Annotated in this window: 19 protein-coding genes; 1 reads left to right on the top strand and 18 read right to left on the bottom strand. The window is 59.1% G+C overall.

Translation table 11 applies throughout. The features are described 5' to 3' along the window. Window positions 1-87 precede the first annotated feature (87 nt). The 17 genes from ACGJAX_RS13775 to ACGJAX_RS13695 form a co-directional block, all read right to left on the bottom strand. Window positions 88-804: a FadR/GntR family transcriptional regulator gene (locus ACGJAX_RS13775; RefSeq protein WP_090317749.1), complete on the bottom strand. Its 717-nt coding sequence runs from the start codon at window positions 802-804 to the stop codon at window positions 88-90. Window positions 805-973: 169 nt separating this feature from the next. Continuing rightward, on the bottom strand, window positions 974-1,534 hold the full coding sequence (locus tag ACGJAX_RS13770; protein ID WP_390959446.1) for a DUF1285 domain-containing protein: 561 nt from the start codon (window positions 1,532-1,534) through the stop codon (window positions 974-976). 16 nt (window positions 1,535-1,550) lie between these two features. Continuing rightward, on the bottom strand, window positions 1,551-2,159 hold the full coding sequence (locus ACGJAX_RS13765; protein WP_247255356.1) for a DUF4823 domain-containing protein: 609 nt from the start codon (window positions 2,157-2,159) through the stop codon (window positions 1,551-1,553). Window positions 2,160-2,332: 173 nt separating this feature from the next. Beyond that, window positions 2,333-3,301, bottom strand: a complete 969-nt coding sequence (locus ACGJAX_RS13760) for a GTP 3',8-cyclase MoaA (RefSeq protein ID WP_390959444.1) — start codon at window positions 3,299-3,301, stop codon at window positions 2,333-2,335. A 138-nt stretch (window positions 3,302-3,439) separates the two neighbouring features. Continuing rightward, complete coding sequence (locus ACGJAX_RS13755) at window positions 3,440-4,078, bottom strand: TetR/AcrR family transcriptional regulator (protein ID WP_053161895.1); 639 nt, start codon at window positions 4,076-4,078, stop codon at window positions 3,440-3,442. A 342-nt stretch (window positions 4,079-4,420) separates the two neighbouring features. Continuing rightward, window positions 4,421-5,206, bottom strand: coding sequence for a YchF/TatD family DNA exonuclease (locus ACGJAX_RS13750; RefSeq protein ID WP_390959442.1), 786 nt, complete (start codon window positions 5,204-5,206; stop codon window positions 4,421-4,423). Between the two features lie 160 nt (window positions 5,207-5,366). Next, window positions 5,367-6,353: a DNA polymerase III subunit delta' gene (locus tag ACGJAX_RS13745; protein ID WP_390959440.1), complete on the bottom strand. Its 987-nt coding sequence runs from the start codon at window positions 6,351-6,353 to the stop codon at window positions 5,367-5,369. Beyond that, complete coding sequence (gene tmk, locus ACGJAX_RS13740) at window positions 6,346-6,978, bottom strand: dTMP kinase (RefSeq protein ID WP_090317732.1); 633 nt, start codon at window positions 6,976-6,978, stop codon at window positions 6,346-6,348. Before tmk ends, ACGJAX_RS13745 begins: the two co-directional genes overlap by 8 nt. 19 nt (window positions 6,979-6,997) lie before the next feature. Next, window positions 6,998-8,191, bottom strand: a complete 1,194-nt coding sequence (gene mltG, locus ACGJAX_RS13735) for an endolytic transglycosylase MltG (RefSeq protein ID WP_090317730.1) — start codon at window positions 8,189-8,191, stop codon at window positions 6,998-7,000. 3 nt (window positions 8,192-8,194) lie between these two features. After that, entirely contained in the window at window positions 8,195-9,010 is an 816-nt protein-coding gene (gene pabC, locus ACGJAX_RS13730) for an aminodeoxychorismate lyase (RefSeq protein ID WP_390959438.1), read from the bottom strand. Further along, a complete protein-coding gene (fabF, locus tag ACGJAX_RS13725; RefSeq protein ID WP_390959436.1) occupies window positions 9,010-10,254 on the bottom strand; it encodes a beta-ketoacyl-ACP synthase II in 1,245 nt (414 codons plus the stop codon). Before fabF ends, pabC begins: the two co-directional genes overlap by 1 nt. 109 nt (window positions 10,255-10,363) lie before the next feature. Beyond that, window positions 10,364-10,600 carry an acyl carrier protein gene (gene acpP, locus ACGJAX_RS13720; RefSeq protein ID WP_003175607.1) on the bottom strand — a complete coding sequence of 79 codons (237 nt, stop codon included), beginning with the start codon at window positions 10,598-10,600 and terminating at the stop codon, window positions 10,364-10,366. Window positions 10,601-10,791: 191 nt separating this feature from the next. Further along, complete coding sequence (gene fabG, locus ACGJAX_RS13715) at window positions 10,792-11,535, bottom strand: 3-oxoacyl-ACP reductase FabG (RefSeq protein ID WP_090317720.1); 744 nt, start codon at window positions 11,533-11,535, stop codon at window positions 10,792-10,794. Window positions 11,536-11,551: 16 nt separating this feature from the next. After that, entirely contained in the window at window positions 11,552-12,490 is a 939-nt protein-coding gene (gene fabD / locus ACGJAX_RS13710; protein WP_390959433.1) for an ACP S-malonyltransferase, read from the bottom strand. A 125-nt stretch (window positions 12,491-12,615) separates the two neighbouring features. Next, on the bottom strand, window positions 12,616-13,626 hold the full coding sequence (gene plsX / locus ACGJAX_RS13705; RefSeq protein ID WP_390959432.1) for a phosphate acyltransferase PlsX: 1,011 nt from the start codon (window positions 13,624-13,626) through the stop codon (window positions 12,616-12,618). Between the two features lie 4 nt (window positions 13,627-13,630). Continuing rightward, window positions 13,631-13,813 (bottom strand): 50S ribosomal protein L32, encoded by a 183-nt coding sequence (rpmF, locus tag ACGJAX_RS13700; protein WP_003179396.1) that lies wholly within the window; start codon window positions 13,811-13,813, stop codon window positions 13,631-13,633. Between the two features lie 13 nt (window positions 13,814-13,826). Beyond that, on the bottom strand, window positions 13,827-14,354 hold the full coding sequence (locus ACGJAX_RS13695) for a YceD family protein (protein WP_007942001.1): 528 nt from the start codon (window positions 14,352-14,354) through the stop codon (window positions 13,827-13,829). 105 nt (window positions 14,355-14,459) lie between these two features. On the opposite strand from ACGJAX_RS13695, the gene ACGJAX_RS13690 reads away from it, so the two are divergent. Then, complete coding sequence (locus ACGJAX_RS13690; protein WP_390959429.1) at window positions 14,460-15,038, top strand: Maf family nucleotide pyrophosphatase; 579 nt, start codon at window positions 14,460-14,462, stop codon at window positions 15,036-15,038. Between the two features lie 49 nt (window positions 15,039-15,087). Here ACGJAX_RS13690 and ACGJAX_RS13685 read toward each other — a convergent pair whose 3' ends face one another. After that, window positions 15,088-16,077 (bottom strand): S49 family peptidase, encoded by a 990-nt coding sequence (locus tag ACGJAX_RS13685; protein ID WP_090317708.1) that lies wholly within the window; start codon window positions 16,075-16,077, stop codon window positions 15,088-15,090. Between the last annotated feature and the right edge of the window lie 14 nt (window positions 16,078-16,091).

Genomic DNA, 16,091 nt, shown 5'->3' with positions numbered 1-16,091 from the left:
CTTGTTTTTAGGTAGGAGCCGGCTTGCCAGCGATCGCGACTTTAAGAGCGCCATCGCCGGCAAGCCGGCTCTACAGGTGCTTCGTTCTCAGCTGGCCTTTCTGTCGGCCATGACCTGCGGGTAATAGCGCTTGATCGCCAGGTCAGCGTTGTCGATCAGGGTCATGCAGGCCCAGACACCCCGCGCGGCATCCCGAGCCGCGATGGCGTCGGCCATGTCTTTATGAATCGGCAAGGTGCGACGCAATTCGTCGGGGTCGGCGGCGGACACCTCGAAACACACTGCCAACAACGCGCCGAGGGCCGGGACCATTTGTTCGATGAATTGATTGTGACTGGCGGCGAGGATGGATTCGTGGAAGAGCTGGTCGGCGCGGTTGTAATCGACGCCGCTGTCCACGGCGCGTTCGAGCGCATTGCAGGCCAATAAAATCGCTTCTATCTGCTCGACACTCGCCCGCTCGCAAGCCCAACGCACGGCCATCGGTTCGATGGTGCGGCGCAGATCGAGCAAGTCATCAACGAAGTTTTCCGGCAAACCGCTGCGCGACAGCCAGCCGACGACTTGTGGGTCGAACAGGTTCCAGCGCCGCACCGGTAACACCCGCGTGCCGACCTTGGGCCCGACTTCGAGCATGCCTTTGGCGACCAGGGTCTTGATGGCTTCGCGGATGACGGTGCGACTGACACCGAGCTGCTCGCCCAGATCCGCCTCGACCTTGAGAGACTCCCCCGGCTTGACCTGCCCGGTGGCGATCCAGCAGCCCAACCAATCGACCGTTGATGCATGGAAACTGCTGGACATGGACACCTCAAAGCCGATCGCGATGGAAGACCACGCTAATCATCATACGATTGGGTGTCAATTTGATTTTTTGGTTACAGGCAGGAATTCAACGCAGGTGCGAGCTTGCTCGCGAAAAGCTCGAGGCCTGCCGCCTTCGCGAGCAAGCCTGCTCCTACAAAGTGATGAGTTATGGCTCCAGACCAATCGGGAAGAACTCACCGCCACTCCACACACCCAACCAGCGCTGCCCGTCGATCTCGCGACTCACCGCCAGTTCCACCAACTGATAGAACACGTTGCGATGGATCAAGGCTTCGAGATTGGTGCGCACATGGACGTAAGGCGCCGGCTCCTGGGTGAGCGGGTCGATCAACACGCGGATCGGATGCTCTGCGCCGGCATCAGCGGTTTCGTCAACGTTGGTGGTGAAGCGCAAGACCTGCGCCTCGCCCTCGCCTTCCACATCCACGGCAACGGCCACGAAAGGCGCATCATCGACCTTGATGCCGACCTTCTCGACCGGCGTAATAAGGAAATAGTCATCGCCGTCGCGGCGAATGATGGTCGAGAAAAGTCTGACCATCGGCTTGCGCCCTATCGGCGTGCCCAGGTAATACCAGGTGCCGTCGCGGGCGATGCGCATGTCGATGTCACCGCAGAAGTCGGGGTTCCACAGATGGACCGGCGGCAAGCCTTTGGTTTTGGGGATTTGCCCCAGCAGGTCGTTGGCTTTTTGCGGGCCACTCATGGCGATCTCCTTTCGATTACTGGTCGCTGAGCCCCAGCAGGCTGCGAGCATATTGCTCCAGCGGCGGGCCCATCAGGTCTTCTGGCTTTTTGTCGTGGAACGTCAGTAAACCGCCACGACTCTTGATACGTGCAGTATCAATCAAATACTGGGTGCTGGTCTCGATCAACATGATCTGAATGACACCGCTGTCGATGCCCAGGCGATCGACTGCTTCCTGGTCCAGCCATTCGTCCGAGTTGCCAATGCGGTCATCCGACTTGGCGAAACGGGTGTAGAGCAGGTAATGGGCGCCGACGGCACGGGCTTCGCTCATCGCCTGGTCAAGCCCTTCCGGCGCACGAGCGCGGCGGACCATCGGGAAATATTCGACAAAGCCATCGAAGGCGACTTCAGCGATCACGTTGGGTCGCGGGTAAACGGCACTGCCCGGCGGGGCGAACGCGCCTTGGGCAATGTAGACGAAAGAGTCCGGTTGAATGCGCAGGTTATTTACACGGCGGCTATCGCTATGGTCCAGCAAACCGGCGTCGCTCATTTGGTAGCGAGCGCCCTCGGCCATATCGCTGACATTCATGCAGCCGCCAAGCGCCAAAACGGCCAGCAGCAAAACCAGGCTACGCATCCTATCCTCCAGAGGCCGGTGTCGGAAAACCGGCGAATGGCCGTGGGATGCAGCTTTTGCGCCACCTCACGGACATCGTCACCTGATCCAACGCAATCGCGGGCAAGCCACACTAACCACAAGGTTTTACTCAGATCCTTGTGGGAGCGTGGCTTGCCCGCGATGAGGCCGGTTCAGCCGCCGATAATCTTCATGACCGTGGCACCACCGGAAAACGCTACTTCCTGCTTGTCGCCCAAGGCTTTCACCAAGAGCCGCTGGAGCGCCGGCAGCGCTTGATGACGCGGTTTGTCCAAAAGATCGCCGACGAAGTGACGATTACTCGATGACAAACAGCCATGCAACCAGCCGGTGGAGGACAGGCGCAGCCTGGAACAGGTGCGGCAGAACGGAACGCTTTCGTTGGCGATTACACCGAAGTGGCCCATGCCCGGGATTTCGTAGCGCACTGCAGTCGCATCGACCGGAGCATCGGCCTGGAGATATTCGTAGCGCTCGCCGATCAGGTCCAACAACTGCTGAAGGCTGACAAACTGCTGCAGGAAGGCGTTGGAGTCGCTGGCCAAGTGGCCCATTCGCATCAATTCGATGAAGCGCAACTCATAGCCACGCTCCAGGCAGTACTCCAGCAGAGGCATTACCTGATCGAGGTTCTGGCCACGCAACGGCACCATGTTGACCTTGATCTTCATGCCAGCGGCGCTGGCCTGGTCCATGCCGTCGAGCACGGTCGCCAGATCGCCGCCACGGGCAATGCCGCGAAAGGCGCCGGCGTCCAGGGTATCGAGGGAAACGTTGATGCGGCGAATGCCGGCATTGACCAGCAACGGCAGCTTTTTCGCCAGCAGTTGACCATTGGTGGTCAGGCTGATGTCTTCCAGGCCCATCTGGCCGACGGCGGTCATGAAGGCTTCGAGTTTCGGGCTGACCAGCGGCTCGCCGCCGGTGATGCGCAAGCGCTCGATGCCTGCCGCTTCAATCAGATAGGCCACGCCGCGCGCCATGGCCTCGGCCGACAATTCATCCTGCGCAGCCACCAGCCGCTTGCCGTTAGGCACGCAGTAGGTACAAGCGTAATTGCAGGCTGAGGTCAGACTGATTCGCAAATTACGAAAACGCCTGCCTTGACGGTCAACGATCATGGATCACTCCGGCGAAAGAAAATCGAACCGCTAAAACTTGACTCACAAATCAAGTTTTAGCAAGCCCTATGCCTGAGTATATTCCTGCGGTACTGCGCCATGTAGCGAATTCATGGCGTCATAAGGCAACTGAATGGCTCAGCTGCTCGGGGTGTCGGAGTCGCGCTTGCGTTTGTTGCCCATGCGAACGCCGATGTCCATCAGGAACTGGAAGAAGCCTTCCTGATCTTCCAGCACATTGCTCCAGAACGGCGAGTGATACAGCGCCACGGCACCGTGCACCAGCGCCCAGGACGCGCAGTAATGGAAGTAAGGTGGCACATCTTCCAGCTTGCCTTCGCTGATCCGGCCCTTGATCAACAAGGTCAGGCGTTCGAAGTTCGAGGCGCGGATCTTGTGCAGTTCCTCGATCATCTCCGGCACCTGGTTGCCCTTGACCACCTTTTCTTCCAGGCGATCGAACAGCCGATAACGCTGCGGGTCACGCATGCGGAATTCGAAATAGGCGCGCGACAGGGCTTCCTTGTCCTTGTCGACGTCGGCCGAATGCAGCAGTTCGTTCAGATCGCGCTCATAGTCGAGCATCAGGCGCAGATAGATCTCGGCCTTGGATTTGAAATGCTTATAGATCGTGCCTTTGCCGATACCGACGGCATCAGCAATCATCTCGACGGTGACACTGTCTTCACCTTGTTCGAGGAACAGCTTGAGCGCGGTATCGAGAATTTCTTGCTCGCGGCGACGAAACTCACGGACCTTACGAGGTTCTTTATGCATAAGAAAAGGTCTGTAGGGGTCAAAATTCGAAGCCGCGTATTATGCCTAAATTACGCAAAAATGCACGGATCATCCGACCATGTCTGTGTTTCTTGATGAATTCGGACAGTGTCCGCGGCTGATGAGAACGCTTCCGAAGCGGGCGTATTCCAAAATTGTTTAAAAACTGTGTTCGGTAAACTGGACTCGGCGCAATAGTGATCAATACTTGAACTGTCGGCGGGGCATCTCCCCCAAGTGTCACGCCGATATTGGTACCAACGGACCGCGTGCCATTGTTTTACTCCTAATGGTCTTAACCCGGATTCACCCCCCAGAACCCGGGTTTTTTTTGCCTGCGATTTAACCTTTCACATGCGCCAGCGGGAACAGTCGCTTGAAGTTCTCGGTGGTCTGCCCGGCAAATCGTTCGTAAGGTTCACCACGCAACATGGCCAGGAACTCTGCCACTTCTCGCACATACTGCGGCAAGTTGGGTTTGCCACGATGAGGAATCGGCGCCAGGTATGGCGAGTCGGTTTCCACCAGCAACCGATCGGCCGGGACTTTGCTGGCCACGTCTCGTAATGCGTCGGCATTGCGGAAAGTGACAATACCGGACAGGGAAATGTAATAGCCCATGTCCAGGGCAGCCTTGGCCATGTCCCAGTCTTCGGTAAAGCAATGCAGCACGCCCGCCTGGGGCAGGTCCGCCTCACGCAGCATCTCCAGGGTATCTGCGCGAGCCCCACGGGTGTGGATGATCACCGGCTTGCCAGTTTGCTGCGCCGCTTGCAGGTGCAGACGGAAAGACGCCTGCTGCAACGCTGCCGCTTCGGGCTCGTAGTGATAGTCCAGGCCGGTTTCACCAATCGCCACCACGCGCGGGTGATTGAGTTCCTGCAACAGCCAGTCCAGCGCAGGGGCGGCGCCCGGCTGCACGTCCAGCGGATGCACGCCAACCGAGCAATCGACGTCCTCATAACGCTCAGCCAGGGCTTTGACATCGGCGGCATTGTCGGCACTGACGCCGATACACAGAAAGTGCCCTACCCCGCGTTGACGGGCAGCATCGAGAGCAGCGTCCAGGGATCCGTCATGGGCGGCAAGGTCAAGGCGATCGAGGTGGCAATGGGAATCTACGAGCATAAAAGGGCTGCAACTTACATCGTATGAGTGGGATGGTCGGACTCAAGCACTCCGGCCAGATGGTTTTCGAATCGAACGCGGGCTGTGTTGTCACTTCGTTGAACTGTACGCCAACCCCGGCGGCCCGGAAACGTTTCACTGCTGACAGGTGACGCCCGAATTACCTCTGGGCAGGCAGCAACGCCCATTGCACCAGCAGGGCCTCCAGCAGCAGCACCCGGTTAAGGTTGGCTTTGCCAAGTACTTTCTGGCGTTGGGCAAGGATCCAGTCCTGGATATTCAGGACTTTGTCCTGCGCGGTCTTCTGCGCCAGGTATTGAATCACCTTGCGCATGTCCATCAGCCCCAACCCCTCTTCATCCTGGGTCAACTGATAGCGCAGGATCAGGCTCGACCAGTCGCAGAACCAGTCGAACAACAGCAGCAACGGGATTGCATTCCAGCCTTCGGCCAGTTGGGTCGGCGATTGCTGTTGCTTGAGCAGTTTCTTCACACCATCGACCACTTGCGCACGCTGTTCGCGCACACCCTGAGCCTGCAGGTTGACCGCGGCCAACGGCGAACCGGCTGCCAGGGTCAGCAATTCAATACGTTCTTCTTCCGAGCAATCGGGCAACGCTTTCGCCAGCCAGGCCAGACTCATGGCTTCGCTCGGCAGCGGGCAAGCCTGCTGCACGCAGCGACTCTTGATGGTCGGCAGCAAACGGCTCGGCTGGTGGCTGACCAGCAGCAATACCGTGTCGCCGGACGGCTCTTCAAGGCTTTTGAGCAAGGCGTTGGCGGCATTGATGTTCATCGACTCGACGGGTTCGATCAGCACCACTTTGCGCCCGCCCAACTGCGCGGTCTGGACCACGAAGCTGACCAGGTCACGCACCTGATCGACCTTGATGGCCTTATCGGCTTCTTCCGGCTCGAGAATGTAGTTGTCCGGGTGACTGCCGGCCTTGAGCAACAGGCAGGATTTGCATTCACCGCAAGCGCCCTGGGCGGTAGGACGCTGACACAACAGACTGGCCATCAGGCGCTCGGCCAGCGCTCGCTTGCCGATCCCGGCCGGGCCATGCAGCAGATAGGCGTGGGCGTGATGCGTACGACCGGCCAACTGTTGCCAGAGGCTGTCCTGCCACGGATAGGCTTCAGCCACGGGTCAGCTCCAGCAAACGCGGCAGCAAGGTATCGAGGGACTGCTGAACCTGCGCCAGCGGTTGCGCGGCGTCGACCAGCACATAGCGTCCCGGCTCCGCTGCGGCACGCTTGAGGAAAGCGCTGCGCACGGCATCGAAAAAGGTTCGGCCTTCGAGTTCGAAACGGTCGAGGCGACCACGCGCACTGGCACGCGCCAGACCTACTTCAACCGGCAAATCGAAAATCAGTGTCAGGTCGGGACGCAGATCACCTTGCACGAAGGTTTCCAGCGTCGCGATACGCTCCAAGGACAAGCCGCGGCCGCCACCCTGATAGGCGTAGGTCGAATCGGTAAAACGATCACACAGCACCACGGCGCCCCGCGCCAGCGCCGGGCGGATCACCTGGGCCAGATGCTGGGCGCGCGCTGCGAAGACCAGCAGCAATTCGGTGTCCGGATTCATCTCTTCATCAACCGGAGCCAGCAACACCTCGCGAATTCGCTCGGCCAATGGCGTACCGCCCGGTTCGCGGGTCAACACGACCTCGATACCCGCGGCGCGCAGGCGCTCGGCAAGGTATTCGCGATTGGTGCTCTTGCCGGCGCCTTCCGGGCCTTCCAGCGTAATAAACAAGCCAGTCACAGGCAGTCCTTAGTCAGAGTCATTGCGGGCTTTGCGGGGCGGCTGCATCCGGTACGGGCGCAGGTGCGGGCTCTTGCGCCGGCACTTGCGGCAGTGCTTGCGGGGCCGGATCAGGTGAAGCCGCCGGAATCGGTGCCTGGGCTTCCGGAGCCGGGGCATCCTGCGTGTCAGGGGCGGTGGCGGGCGCCGGACTGGAGCGGTAATCGGCACGACGCTTAAGCTGGAACTCCCGCACGGCGCTGTTGTGTGCATCCAGATCGTCGGAGAACACGTGGCTGCCGTCGCCGCGAGCGACAAAGTACAGGCTGTTGCCGGCCACCGGATTCAACGCCGCATGGATCGCTTCACGACCGACCATGGCAATCGGGGTTGGCGGCAAGCCGGCAATCACATAGGTGTTGTACGGTGTCGGCTCCTTGAGATGGGCACGGGTCAATTTGCCGCTGTAACGATCACCAAGGCCGTAGATCACCGTCGGGTCGGTCTGCAGTAACATGCCCATCGCCATCCGCCGCACAAACACGCCCGCGATCTGCCCGCGTTCCTGGGGCACACCGGTTTCCTTTTCCACCAGCGAGGCCATGATCAGGGCCTGATAGGGTTCGGTGTAGGGCGCATCAGGGGCACGCTGCTCCCATTCCTTGGCCAACACCTCATTGAGACGGTCGTAGGCTATTTTCAATAGCTCAACGTCAGTCATGCCGCGCACGAAGCGATAGGTATCAGGGAAGAATCGTCCTTCCGGGAAAATCCCGCCATGACCGAGCTTTTCCATGACCTGGGTATCGCTCAGCCCCTCCAGAGTGTGATCGAGCTTTTCTTCCTTGGCCAAGGCGGCGCGGACCTGGCGGAAATTCCAGCCTTCGACCAGGGTTACGCTGTACTGCACCATCTCGCCCCGCTTCCACAGGTCGATCAGACCCTCGACGGTCATACCGGGCAACATGCGGTACTCGCCACTATGCAAGGGTTGTTTCGATAGATTGAAACGCCAATAGAGGCGAAGCCAGAACGCGTCCTTGATGACGCCATCGGCTTCGAGTCGATAGAAGGTGCGGGTCGGGGTGGTGCCTTTTGGCACCTCCAGCAGTTCTTCCTGAGCGATGTTCAGCGGCTGTACCAGCGCCGAATGAATCTTCCAGGCGGAAGCGCCCAACATCAGCCCCGCCAGAACCAGTCCGGTTTCCAGCAGCAGCAAGAATTTACGTCTCACGTATCAAGCATCCAGTAGCGCGCGGGCAATGGTTTGGAGTTTACGGGTGAGCGGCCCAACCGGCCAGCTCAGTGCGGCATAGGCATGCACCGGCCAAATACCATACACACTGTTGCAGACAAAGACTTCGTCAGCCCATTGCAGCTGTTCGAGGGTTATATCGGTGATTTGCGTGGGAATGCCCAACGACTTGGCTTGAAACAATAACTCGGCACGCATCACCCCTTCCACGCCACAGCGTTTCAGATCAGCCGTGATCAACACGCCATCGCGTACAAGGAACAGGTTGCTGAACACACCTTCGATCACGCGTCCCGCCTGATCAAGCATCAGGCCTTCGGCATGTTCGGTGTCTCGCCATTCCGCGCGGGCAATCACCTGTTCGAGGCGGTTCAAGTGCTTGAGACCGGCAAGCAGTGGCTGAATGGACAGTCGCGTCGTGCAGGGAAACAGGCGAACGCCCTGCTCGGCATGGGCAGCCGGATAAACCGCAGGAGGATTACCGGACAGGACACGTCGGGCGTGGGCTGAAGGATCGAAAGCGTAGCCACGCAAACCGTCGCCGCGAGTGACGATCAGCTTGAGTACTCCGTCGTCCAGTTCCCTGGCGTAGGCCTGCAGCTCGGTGAGCATCGCGCCATGATCAAGGTTGATTGCCAAGCGCTGGCACCCCTTGGCCAAACGCTGCAAATGGCGATCCAGCAAAACCGGAAGACCACCTCGCACGGCAATGGTCTCGAATAGACCATCACCGTAAGCCAGGCCGCGATCCTTCAGCGACAAAGCGTCAGCCGGCTGACCGTCGACCCAGCTGTCCATCAGCCAGCGAACCGGCGGAATACCAGCGAGCCGTTGGTACCGCCAAAACCGAAGGAGTTGGACAGGACCACATCGATATCCATGTTGCGCGCGGTGTGCGGCACGAAATCGAGATCGCAGCCTTCGTCCGCTTCATCGAGGTTGATGGTCGGCGGGGCCACCTGACTGTTGATTGCCAGTACGCTGAAGATCGCCTCGACCGCGCCCGCCGCACCCAGCAGGTGACCGGTCATGGACTTGGTCGAACTGACCGCCAGCTTGTAGGCGTGCTCTCCGAACACCGACTTGATCGCATTGACTTCCGCAAGGTCGCCGGCAGGTGTCGAAGTACCGTGGGCGTTGACGTATTGCACCTGATCGCCATTGATCCTGGCATCGCGCAAGGCATTGGTGATGCAGCGCGCAGCACCGGCACCATCCGCTGGAGGCGAGGTCATGTGAAAGGCGTCGCCACTGGTGCCGAAACCGATCAGTTCGGCGTAGATGGTCGCGCCGCGGGCCTTGGCGTATTCGAGTTCTTCCAGAACCAGCGCACCGGCACCATCGGACAGCACGAAGCCATCACGGCCCTTGTCCCATGGGCGACTGGCGCGGGTCGGCTCGTCATTACGGGTCGACAATGCGCGAGAGGCACCAAAGCCACCCATGCCCAGGCCACAGGCCGCCATTTCGGAGCCGCCGGCGATCATCACGTCAGCTTCGTCGTACATGATGTTGCGCGCAGCCATACCGATGCAGTGCGTACCCGTGGTACAGGCGGTGGCGATGGCGTAGTTGGGTCCCTGTGCGCCCAAGTGGATCGACAGGAAACCGGAAATCATATTGATGATCGAGCCGGGCACGAAAAACGGAGAAATCCGCCGTGGGCCGGAATCATGCAGCGTACGGCTGGTTTCTTCGATATTGGTCAGTCCGCCAATGCCCGAGCCCATGGCGACGCCGATGCGCTCACGGTTGGCGTCGGTGACTTCCAGACCGGCATTGCGTACCGCCTGAAAACCTGCGGCCAGGCCGTACTGAATGAACAAGTCGAGTTTGCGGGCTTCCTTGACCGACAGGTATTCCTCGACATTGAAACCCTTTACCGAGCCGCCAAAACGGGTGGAATAGGCAGAAAGGTCGGTGTGTTCGATCAGACCAATGCCACTGCGGCCAGCCAGAATGCCCTGCCAGCTGCTTGGCACATCCGTGCCCAGTGGCGACAACATACCCATACCGGTGACTACGACGCGTCTACGCGACACAGCACTCTCCTTTTTTGAAATGACGACTTTGCATCAGGCCTAAAGAAAAAACCGCACGCCGTGATAGCAGTGCGGTTTTTCCATGACAGCAAGCAACGATTACAAACTATTACGCCTGGTGGCTAGTAACGTAGTCGATTGCAGCTTGTACAGTAGTGATCTTCTCAGCTTCTTCGTCAGGGATTTCGGTCTCGAATTCCTCTTCCAGAGCCATCACCAGCTCAACGGTGTCAAGGGAGTCAGCACCCAGGTCTTCAACGAAGGAAGCGGTGTTGACCACTTCTTCTTCTTTAACGCCCAGTTGCTCGGCAACGATTTTCTTGACGCGCTCTTCGATGGTGCTCATACCTTGTTTTCACTCCTAATGGACAAATTCAGGCAGCTGGCCAGTGGGTAAGTGTATAGAAAGACTTTTCAGCTTTTCAACTGAAAGCTTCACTCCTCAAACCCTGCGGCCCTCTGCCTATAAATAGATTGCAGCTTTATAACGGATTTTAGACAGCTCGTATGACATTTTTTTGAAGCAATCCGTCACATTTAACTCATGTACATCCCGCCGTTCACCGGGATTGTAGCCCCGGTAACGTATGCCGCACCGTCGGACGCAAGAAAAGCGACCACAGACGCGATCTCTTGTGCTTGCCCCAGACGACCCAGCGGAATCTGCGCCTGCAAGGCTTCACGCTGTGCTTCCGGCAGTTCACGGGTCATATCGGTGTCGATGAACCCTGGGGCCACCGAGTTTACCGTAATCGAACGCGAACCGACTTCACGCGCCAGTGCACGACTGAAACCTTCCAGACCGGCCTTGGCGGCAGCGTAGTTTACTTGGCCTGCGTTGCCCATGGCACCCACAACCGAGCCAATACTGATAATTCGTCCCCAACGGGCTTTGGTCATGCCGCGCAAAACGCCCTTGGACAGGCGGAACAGACTGTTCAGGTTGGTATCGACAACGTCATGCCACTCGTCGTCTTTCATGCGCATCATCAGGTTATCGCGGGTGATACCGGCATTATTGACCAGGATCGCCGGCGCACCGAACTGTTCCTGAATGCTCGCCAGGACGGCCGCCACGGACTCGTCGCTGGTGACATTGAGCTCAAGGCCAGTGCCCTGAATACCATGCTCCTTCAGGGTGGCGGCAATGCGCTCGGCACCGGAAGCAGAGGTCGCGGTGCCCACAACGATGGCGCCCTGACGACCCAGTTCCAGGGCGATAGCCTGGCCGATACCGCGGCTTGCACCCGTGACCAGTGCAACTTTACCTTGCAGACTCATGCAAGCTTCTCCTGATTCAGGCCAGCGCTGCGCGAGCGGCAGCGAAAGCGTCTGGGGTATTGAGGTTGGAAGTCGATACGCCTTCGGCGCAGCGTTTGTTCAGACCGGCCAGCACTTTGCCCGGGCCGCATTCGACCAATTGGGTTGCCCCCTTGGCCGCCAGTGCCTGGACCGATTCGACCCAGCGCACAGGCTTGTAGAGCTGTTCAAGCAGATCACGCTTGAGGGTTTGCAGATCGGCAGGCACATAGGCACTGACGTTCTGCACCACCGGAATCTGCGGCGCCTGCCAGTCGATCGCAGCGATCGACTCGGCGAAACGCTCGGCCGCCGGGCGCATCAGCTCGCAATGGGACGGTACGCTGACCGGCAGAGGCATGGCGCGCTTGGCGCCACGTGCCTTGCAGCCTTCAATGGCGCGTTCGACCGCAGCCTTGGCACCGGCGATAACCACTTGGCCAGGCGAGTTGAAGTTGACCGCGCTGACCACTTCGCCTTGCGCCGCTTCGGCACAGGCCGCCAGCACATCAGCATCGTCCAGCCCCAGGATGGCAGCCATGCCGCCCTGCCCGGCCGGAACGGCTTCCTGCATCAGTTGGCCACGACGCTCGACCAGCTTCACTGCATCGCCCAGGCTGAGGCTGCCCGCCGCGACCAGCGCGCTGTACTCACCCAGGCTGTGACCAGCGACGTAGGCCGGACGCGCACCACCTTCCGCCAGCCACAGACGCCACAGGGCGATCGAGGCGGTCAGAATGGCCGGTTGGGTTTTATCGGTTTGATTGAGTTGTTCTTCCGGCCCTTGCTGGGTCAGTGCCCACAGGTCGTAACCCAGAGCATCGGAAGCTTCTTTGAATGTTTCGAGGACAACCGGATGTTGCGCGCCCAACTCGGCCAGCATGCCGAGGGACTGCGAACCCTGTCCCGGAAAGACGAATGCGAGGGAAGCAGACATGAAACAAGCCCCTAATGATCTTGTCGTCGGAGAATTGACGTCCCTCTTGGGGGACGCAAGAAACTGACAGTTGGATGGCCAATTGAACTGAGCGGTCACATTTAAGCATTGTCCGACGAAAACGCCTAAGGCAACAAATCCTCCAGACGACCGTGAAGCCGCTCGGGCAGGTTTTCCTGAATCTCGATAAGAGCACGCTGGATGGCGCTCTGAAAGCCCTGCACCCCTGCAGAACCGTGACTTTTCACCACAATCCCCTGCAACCCCAGAAAGCTAGCACCGTTATGCCGCGCCGGAGCCAGATCCGCCTGCAGGCGCTTCATCAATGGCAGCGCCAATGCACCGATCATTCGCGAAGCCAGGTTTTTCTTGAACAATGCCTCGATATGCGCGGCTATCATGGTGGCCAGGCCTTCGCTGGATTTGAGCAGGATATTGCCGACAAAGCCGTCACACACCACGACATCCGCCTCTCCACGGTACAAACCGTCACCCTCGATAAAACCGATGTAATTGATGCCACGAGCATTCTGCAACAAGGTAGCCGCCAGCTTGACCTGCTGGTTGCCCTTGATGTCTTCAGTGCCGATATTCAGCAGTGCCACGCGCGGACGAACGATACCGAGGGTTTCCGCCGCGACAGAACCCATCACCGCGAACTGCAACAAGTGCTCGGCACTGCAATCGACGTTGGCACCCAGGTCGAGCAACTGACAGTAGCCTTTCTGCGTCGGAATCGCCGCGACCATGGCGGGCCGATCAATGCCGGGCAGGGTCTTGAGCACAAACCGTGACAACGCCATCAGCGCACCGGTATTGCCGGCACTCACACAGGCCTGGACTTTGCCATCCCTTAACAACTCAAGCGCCACGCGCATCGAGGAGTCGGGCTTGCCGCGCAGGGCCTGGGCCGGTTTTTCGTCCATGGTGATGACTTCGGACGCAGGGGTAATCGACAGACGAGCGCGATCCATAGCCGAATGGCCGGCGATCAATTCTTCAAGGAGGGAGGCTTGACCAACGAGGGTCAGGTGTAGCGAGGGAGTAGCAGACAGGCAAGCAAGACTGGCCTGGACAATGCTGCGGGGACCGAAGTCCCCGCCCATTGCGTCAATCGCGATGACTTGAGCGGACAAGTGATTACTCGTCAGCGCCCTTGTCGATCACTTTACGGCCACGGTATACGCCTTCTGGCGATACGTGGTGACGCAGGTGAACTTCACCAGTGGTTTTTTCTACAGACAGGGTGCTAGCCTCGAGAGCGTCGTGCGAACGGCGCATGTCACGGGCAGAGCGGGATTTTTTGTTCTGCTGAACAGCCATAATTGATTAACTCCTAAACGTTTGGGTCACGCTTTAACTGCGCCAATACACTGAACGGGTTGGACCGCGTTACCTCGTCCTCGCTCGGTTCGGGCTCATCTGCTCCCGCCGGCTGCTGGCATTCTTCCGGATGATGAGCAGGCACAATGGGCAAGGCGAGCAGAAGCTCCTCCTCGATCAGTGACTGCAGATCCAAAGGATCTTCGCCCAGTTCCAGCACGTCATAACCTTTCGGCAACGACTGGGTATTCGCACCCTCCTTCACCACAGCGTAACTGCATTCGCTATGGATCGGCAGGGTGACCAGCTCAAGACAACGCTGGCAAACCATTTTGACTTCAGTGTCGATAAAACTGTGGATGACCACAGATTTACGTTCATCTCGTTCAAAAACGAATTTAGCCTGCACCGTACCGACATTGTCGGAAAGCGGGTCGCAGAGTCTCTCCAAATCGGCTAGCAGCATTTCACCTTGAAGGGTGGTGCCACGATCAGCCAATTTGCGCGGGTCAACGTGAGGTGGAATCGGGTCATTCAACATAGGCGCAGCATTATAGGGATGCCCCCGCCCATGTCAAAGGAAATTCAGCCCTATCCGTCACTTGGGAGCCCCGCTAGAATTCTCGCCTGCCTTTTGGAGTTGCCCATGCTGCCTTTATTACTCGCTTCCAGCTCGGTCTATCGCCGGGAATTGCTGGCTCGCCTGCAACTGCCGTTCACCTGCAGCTCGCCGGATATCGACGAAAGCCATCGCCCCGGCGAAACCGCCGCTGATCTGGTCAAGCGCCTTGCCGAGGAAAAAGCCCGCGCACTGACCGGCAGTCACAGCGCTCACTTGATCATTGGCTCCGACCAGGTTGCCGTACTCGGGGACAGGATCATCGGCAAGCCCCACACCTTCGAAAAGGCCCGCGAACAACTGCTGGCCGCCAGCGGCACCAGCGTCACCTTCCTGACAGGCCTGGCACTGCTCAACAGCCAGACCGGCCGCTGCCAGGTCGAGTGCGTACCTTTCACCATACACATGCGTGCACTCGACAGCGCCCGCATCGAGCGCTATCTGCGTACCGAACAACCCTACGACTGCGCTGGCAGTTTCAAGGCCGAAGGCTTGGGCGTGAGCCTGTTTCAACGCACCGAGGGCCCGGACGCCACCAGCCTGATCGGCTTACCGCTGATCCGCCTTGTCGACATGCTGCTGACGGAAGGCGTGCAAATCCCCTGAGCCACAAAAAACCGGCCAAACAGACCGGTTTTTTTGAGCGCCCAAAAGATCAACGCAGCGACGGACCGTTGAAACCCATCCACATCGCCAAATGCTCAGCCACGCTGGCACCGAGCTTTTTCGAGAAGCGGTCGAACGGCGACTCCTGAATCGTGAAGTCCACCAGCTCTTTTTCGCCGATCACATCCCGGGCAACCGAACTGGCATTACCCAGACCATCGATCAGCCCCAGTGGCAACGCCTGCTCCCCGGACCAGACCAGACCAGAGAACAGCTCCGGATGCTCCTTGTCCTTCAGGCGATCACCACGCCCCTGCTTGACGCTGCTGATGAACTGATTGTGCGTGGTATCGAGTACACCCTGCCAAAACGCCGTCTCTTCCGGCTTTTGCGGCTGGAACGGATCAAGGAACGACTTGTGCTCGCCAGAAGTATAGGTACGACGCTCGACCCCCAGCTTCTCCATGGTGCCAACAAAACCGTAACCAGCCGCCGTCACACCGATGGAGCCCACCAGGCTCGCCTTGTCGGCGTAGATCTGATCGGCCGCACTGGCAATGTAGTAGGCCCCGGAAGCACCCAGATCCGAAATCACCGCGTAGACCTTGGTATCCGGATGCAGGCCGCGCAGACGGCGAATTTCGTCGTAGACGTAACCCGACTGCACCGGACTGCCGCCCGGGCTATTGATACGCAGGATGACACCCTTGACCTTGTCGTCCTCGAAGGCCGCACGCAGGCTGCCAACAATATTGTCGGCGCTGGCCGGCTCCTTGTCGGCAATCATGCCGGTCACGTCGATCAACGCCGTGTAATGGGCACTGCGGGTGGCGGCTTTTTCCATGTCCATCAGCGGCGTGAACAGGGCCAGCGCGCCAAACAGGTACACAAACGTCAGCAACTTGAAGAAAATCCCCCAGCGCCGGGACCGACGCTGCTCCTGCACACTGGCCAGCAGCGTCTTTTCCAGCAGCTTCCAGCTTTTCTCGTCACCGCTCTCTGCGCTCGACTTGGCGGGCGCTTTCCATTCGTCGGTCATGCCATCTACCCCAG

Origin of the sequence: Pseudomonas moorei, from assembly GCF_042846945.1 — a bacterium.
In the GTDB taxonomy this organism is placed as follows: Bacteria; Pseudomonadota; Gammaproteobacteria; order Pseudomonadales; family Pseudomonadaceae; genus Aquipseudomonas; species Aquipseudomonas moorei.
Note: the sequence above shows the minus strand (reverse complement) of the source record. Positions and strands in the feature narration are given on the sequence as shown.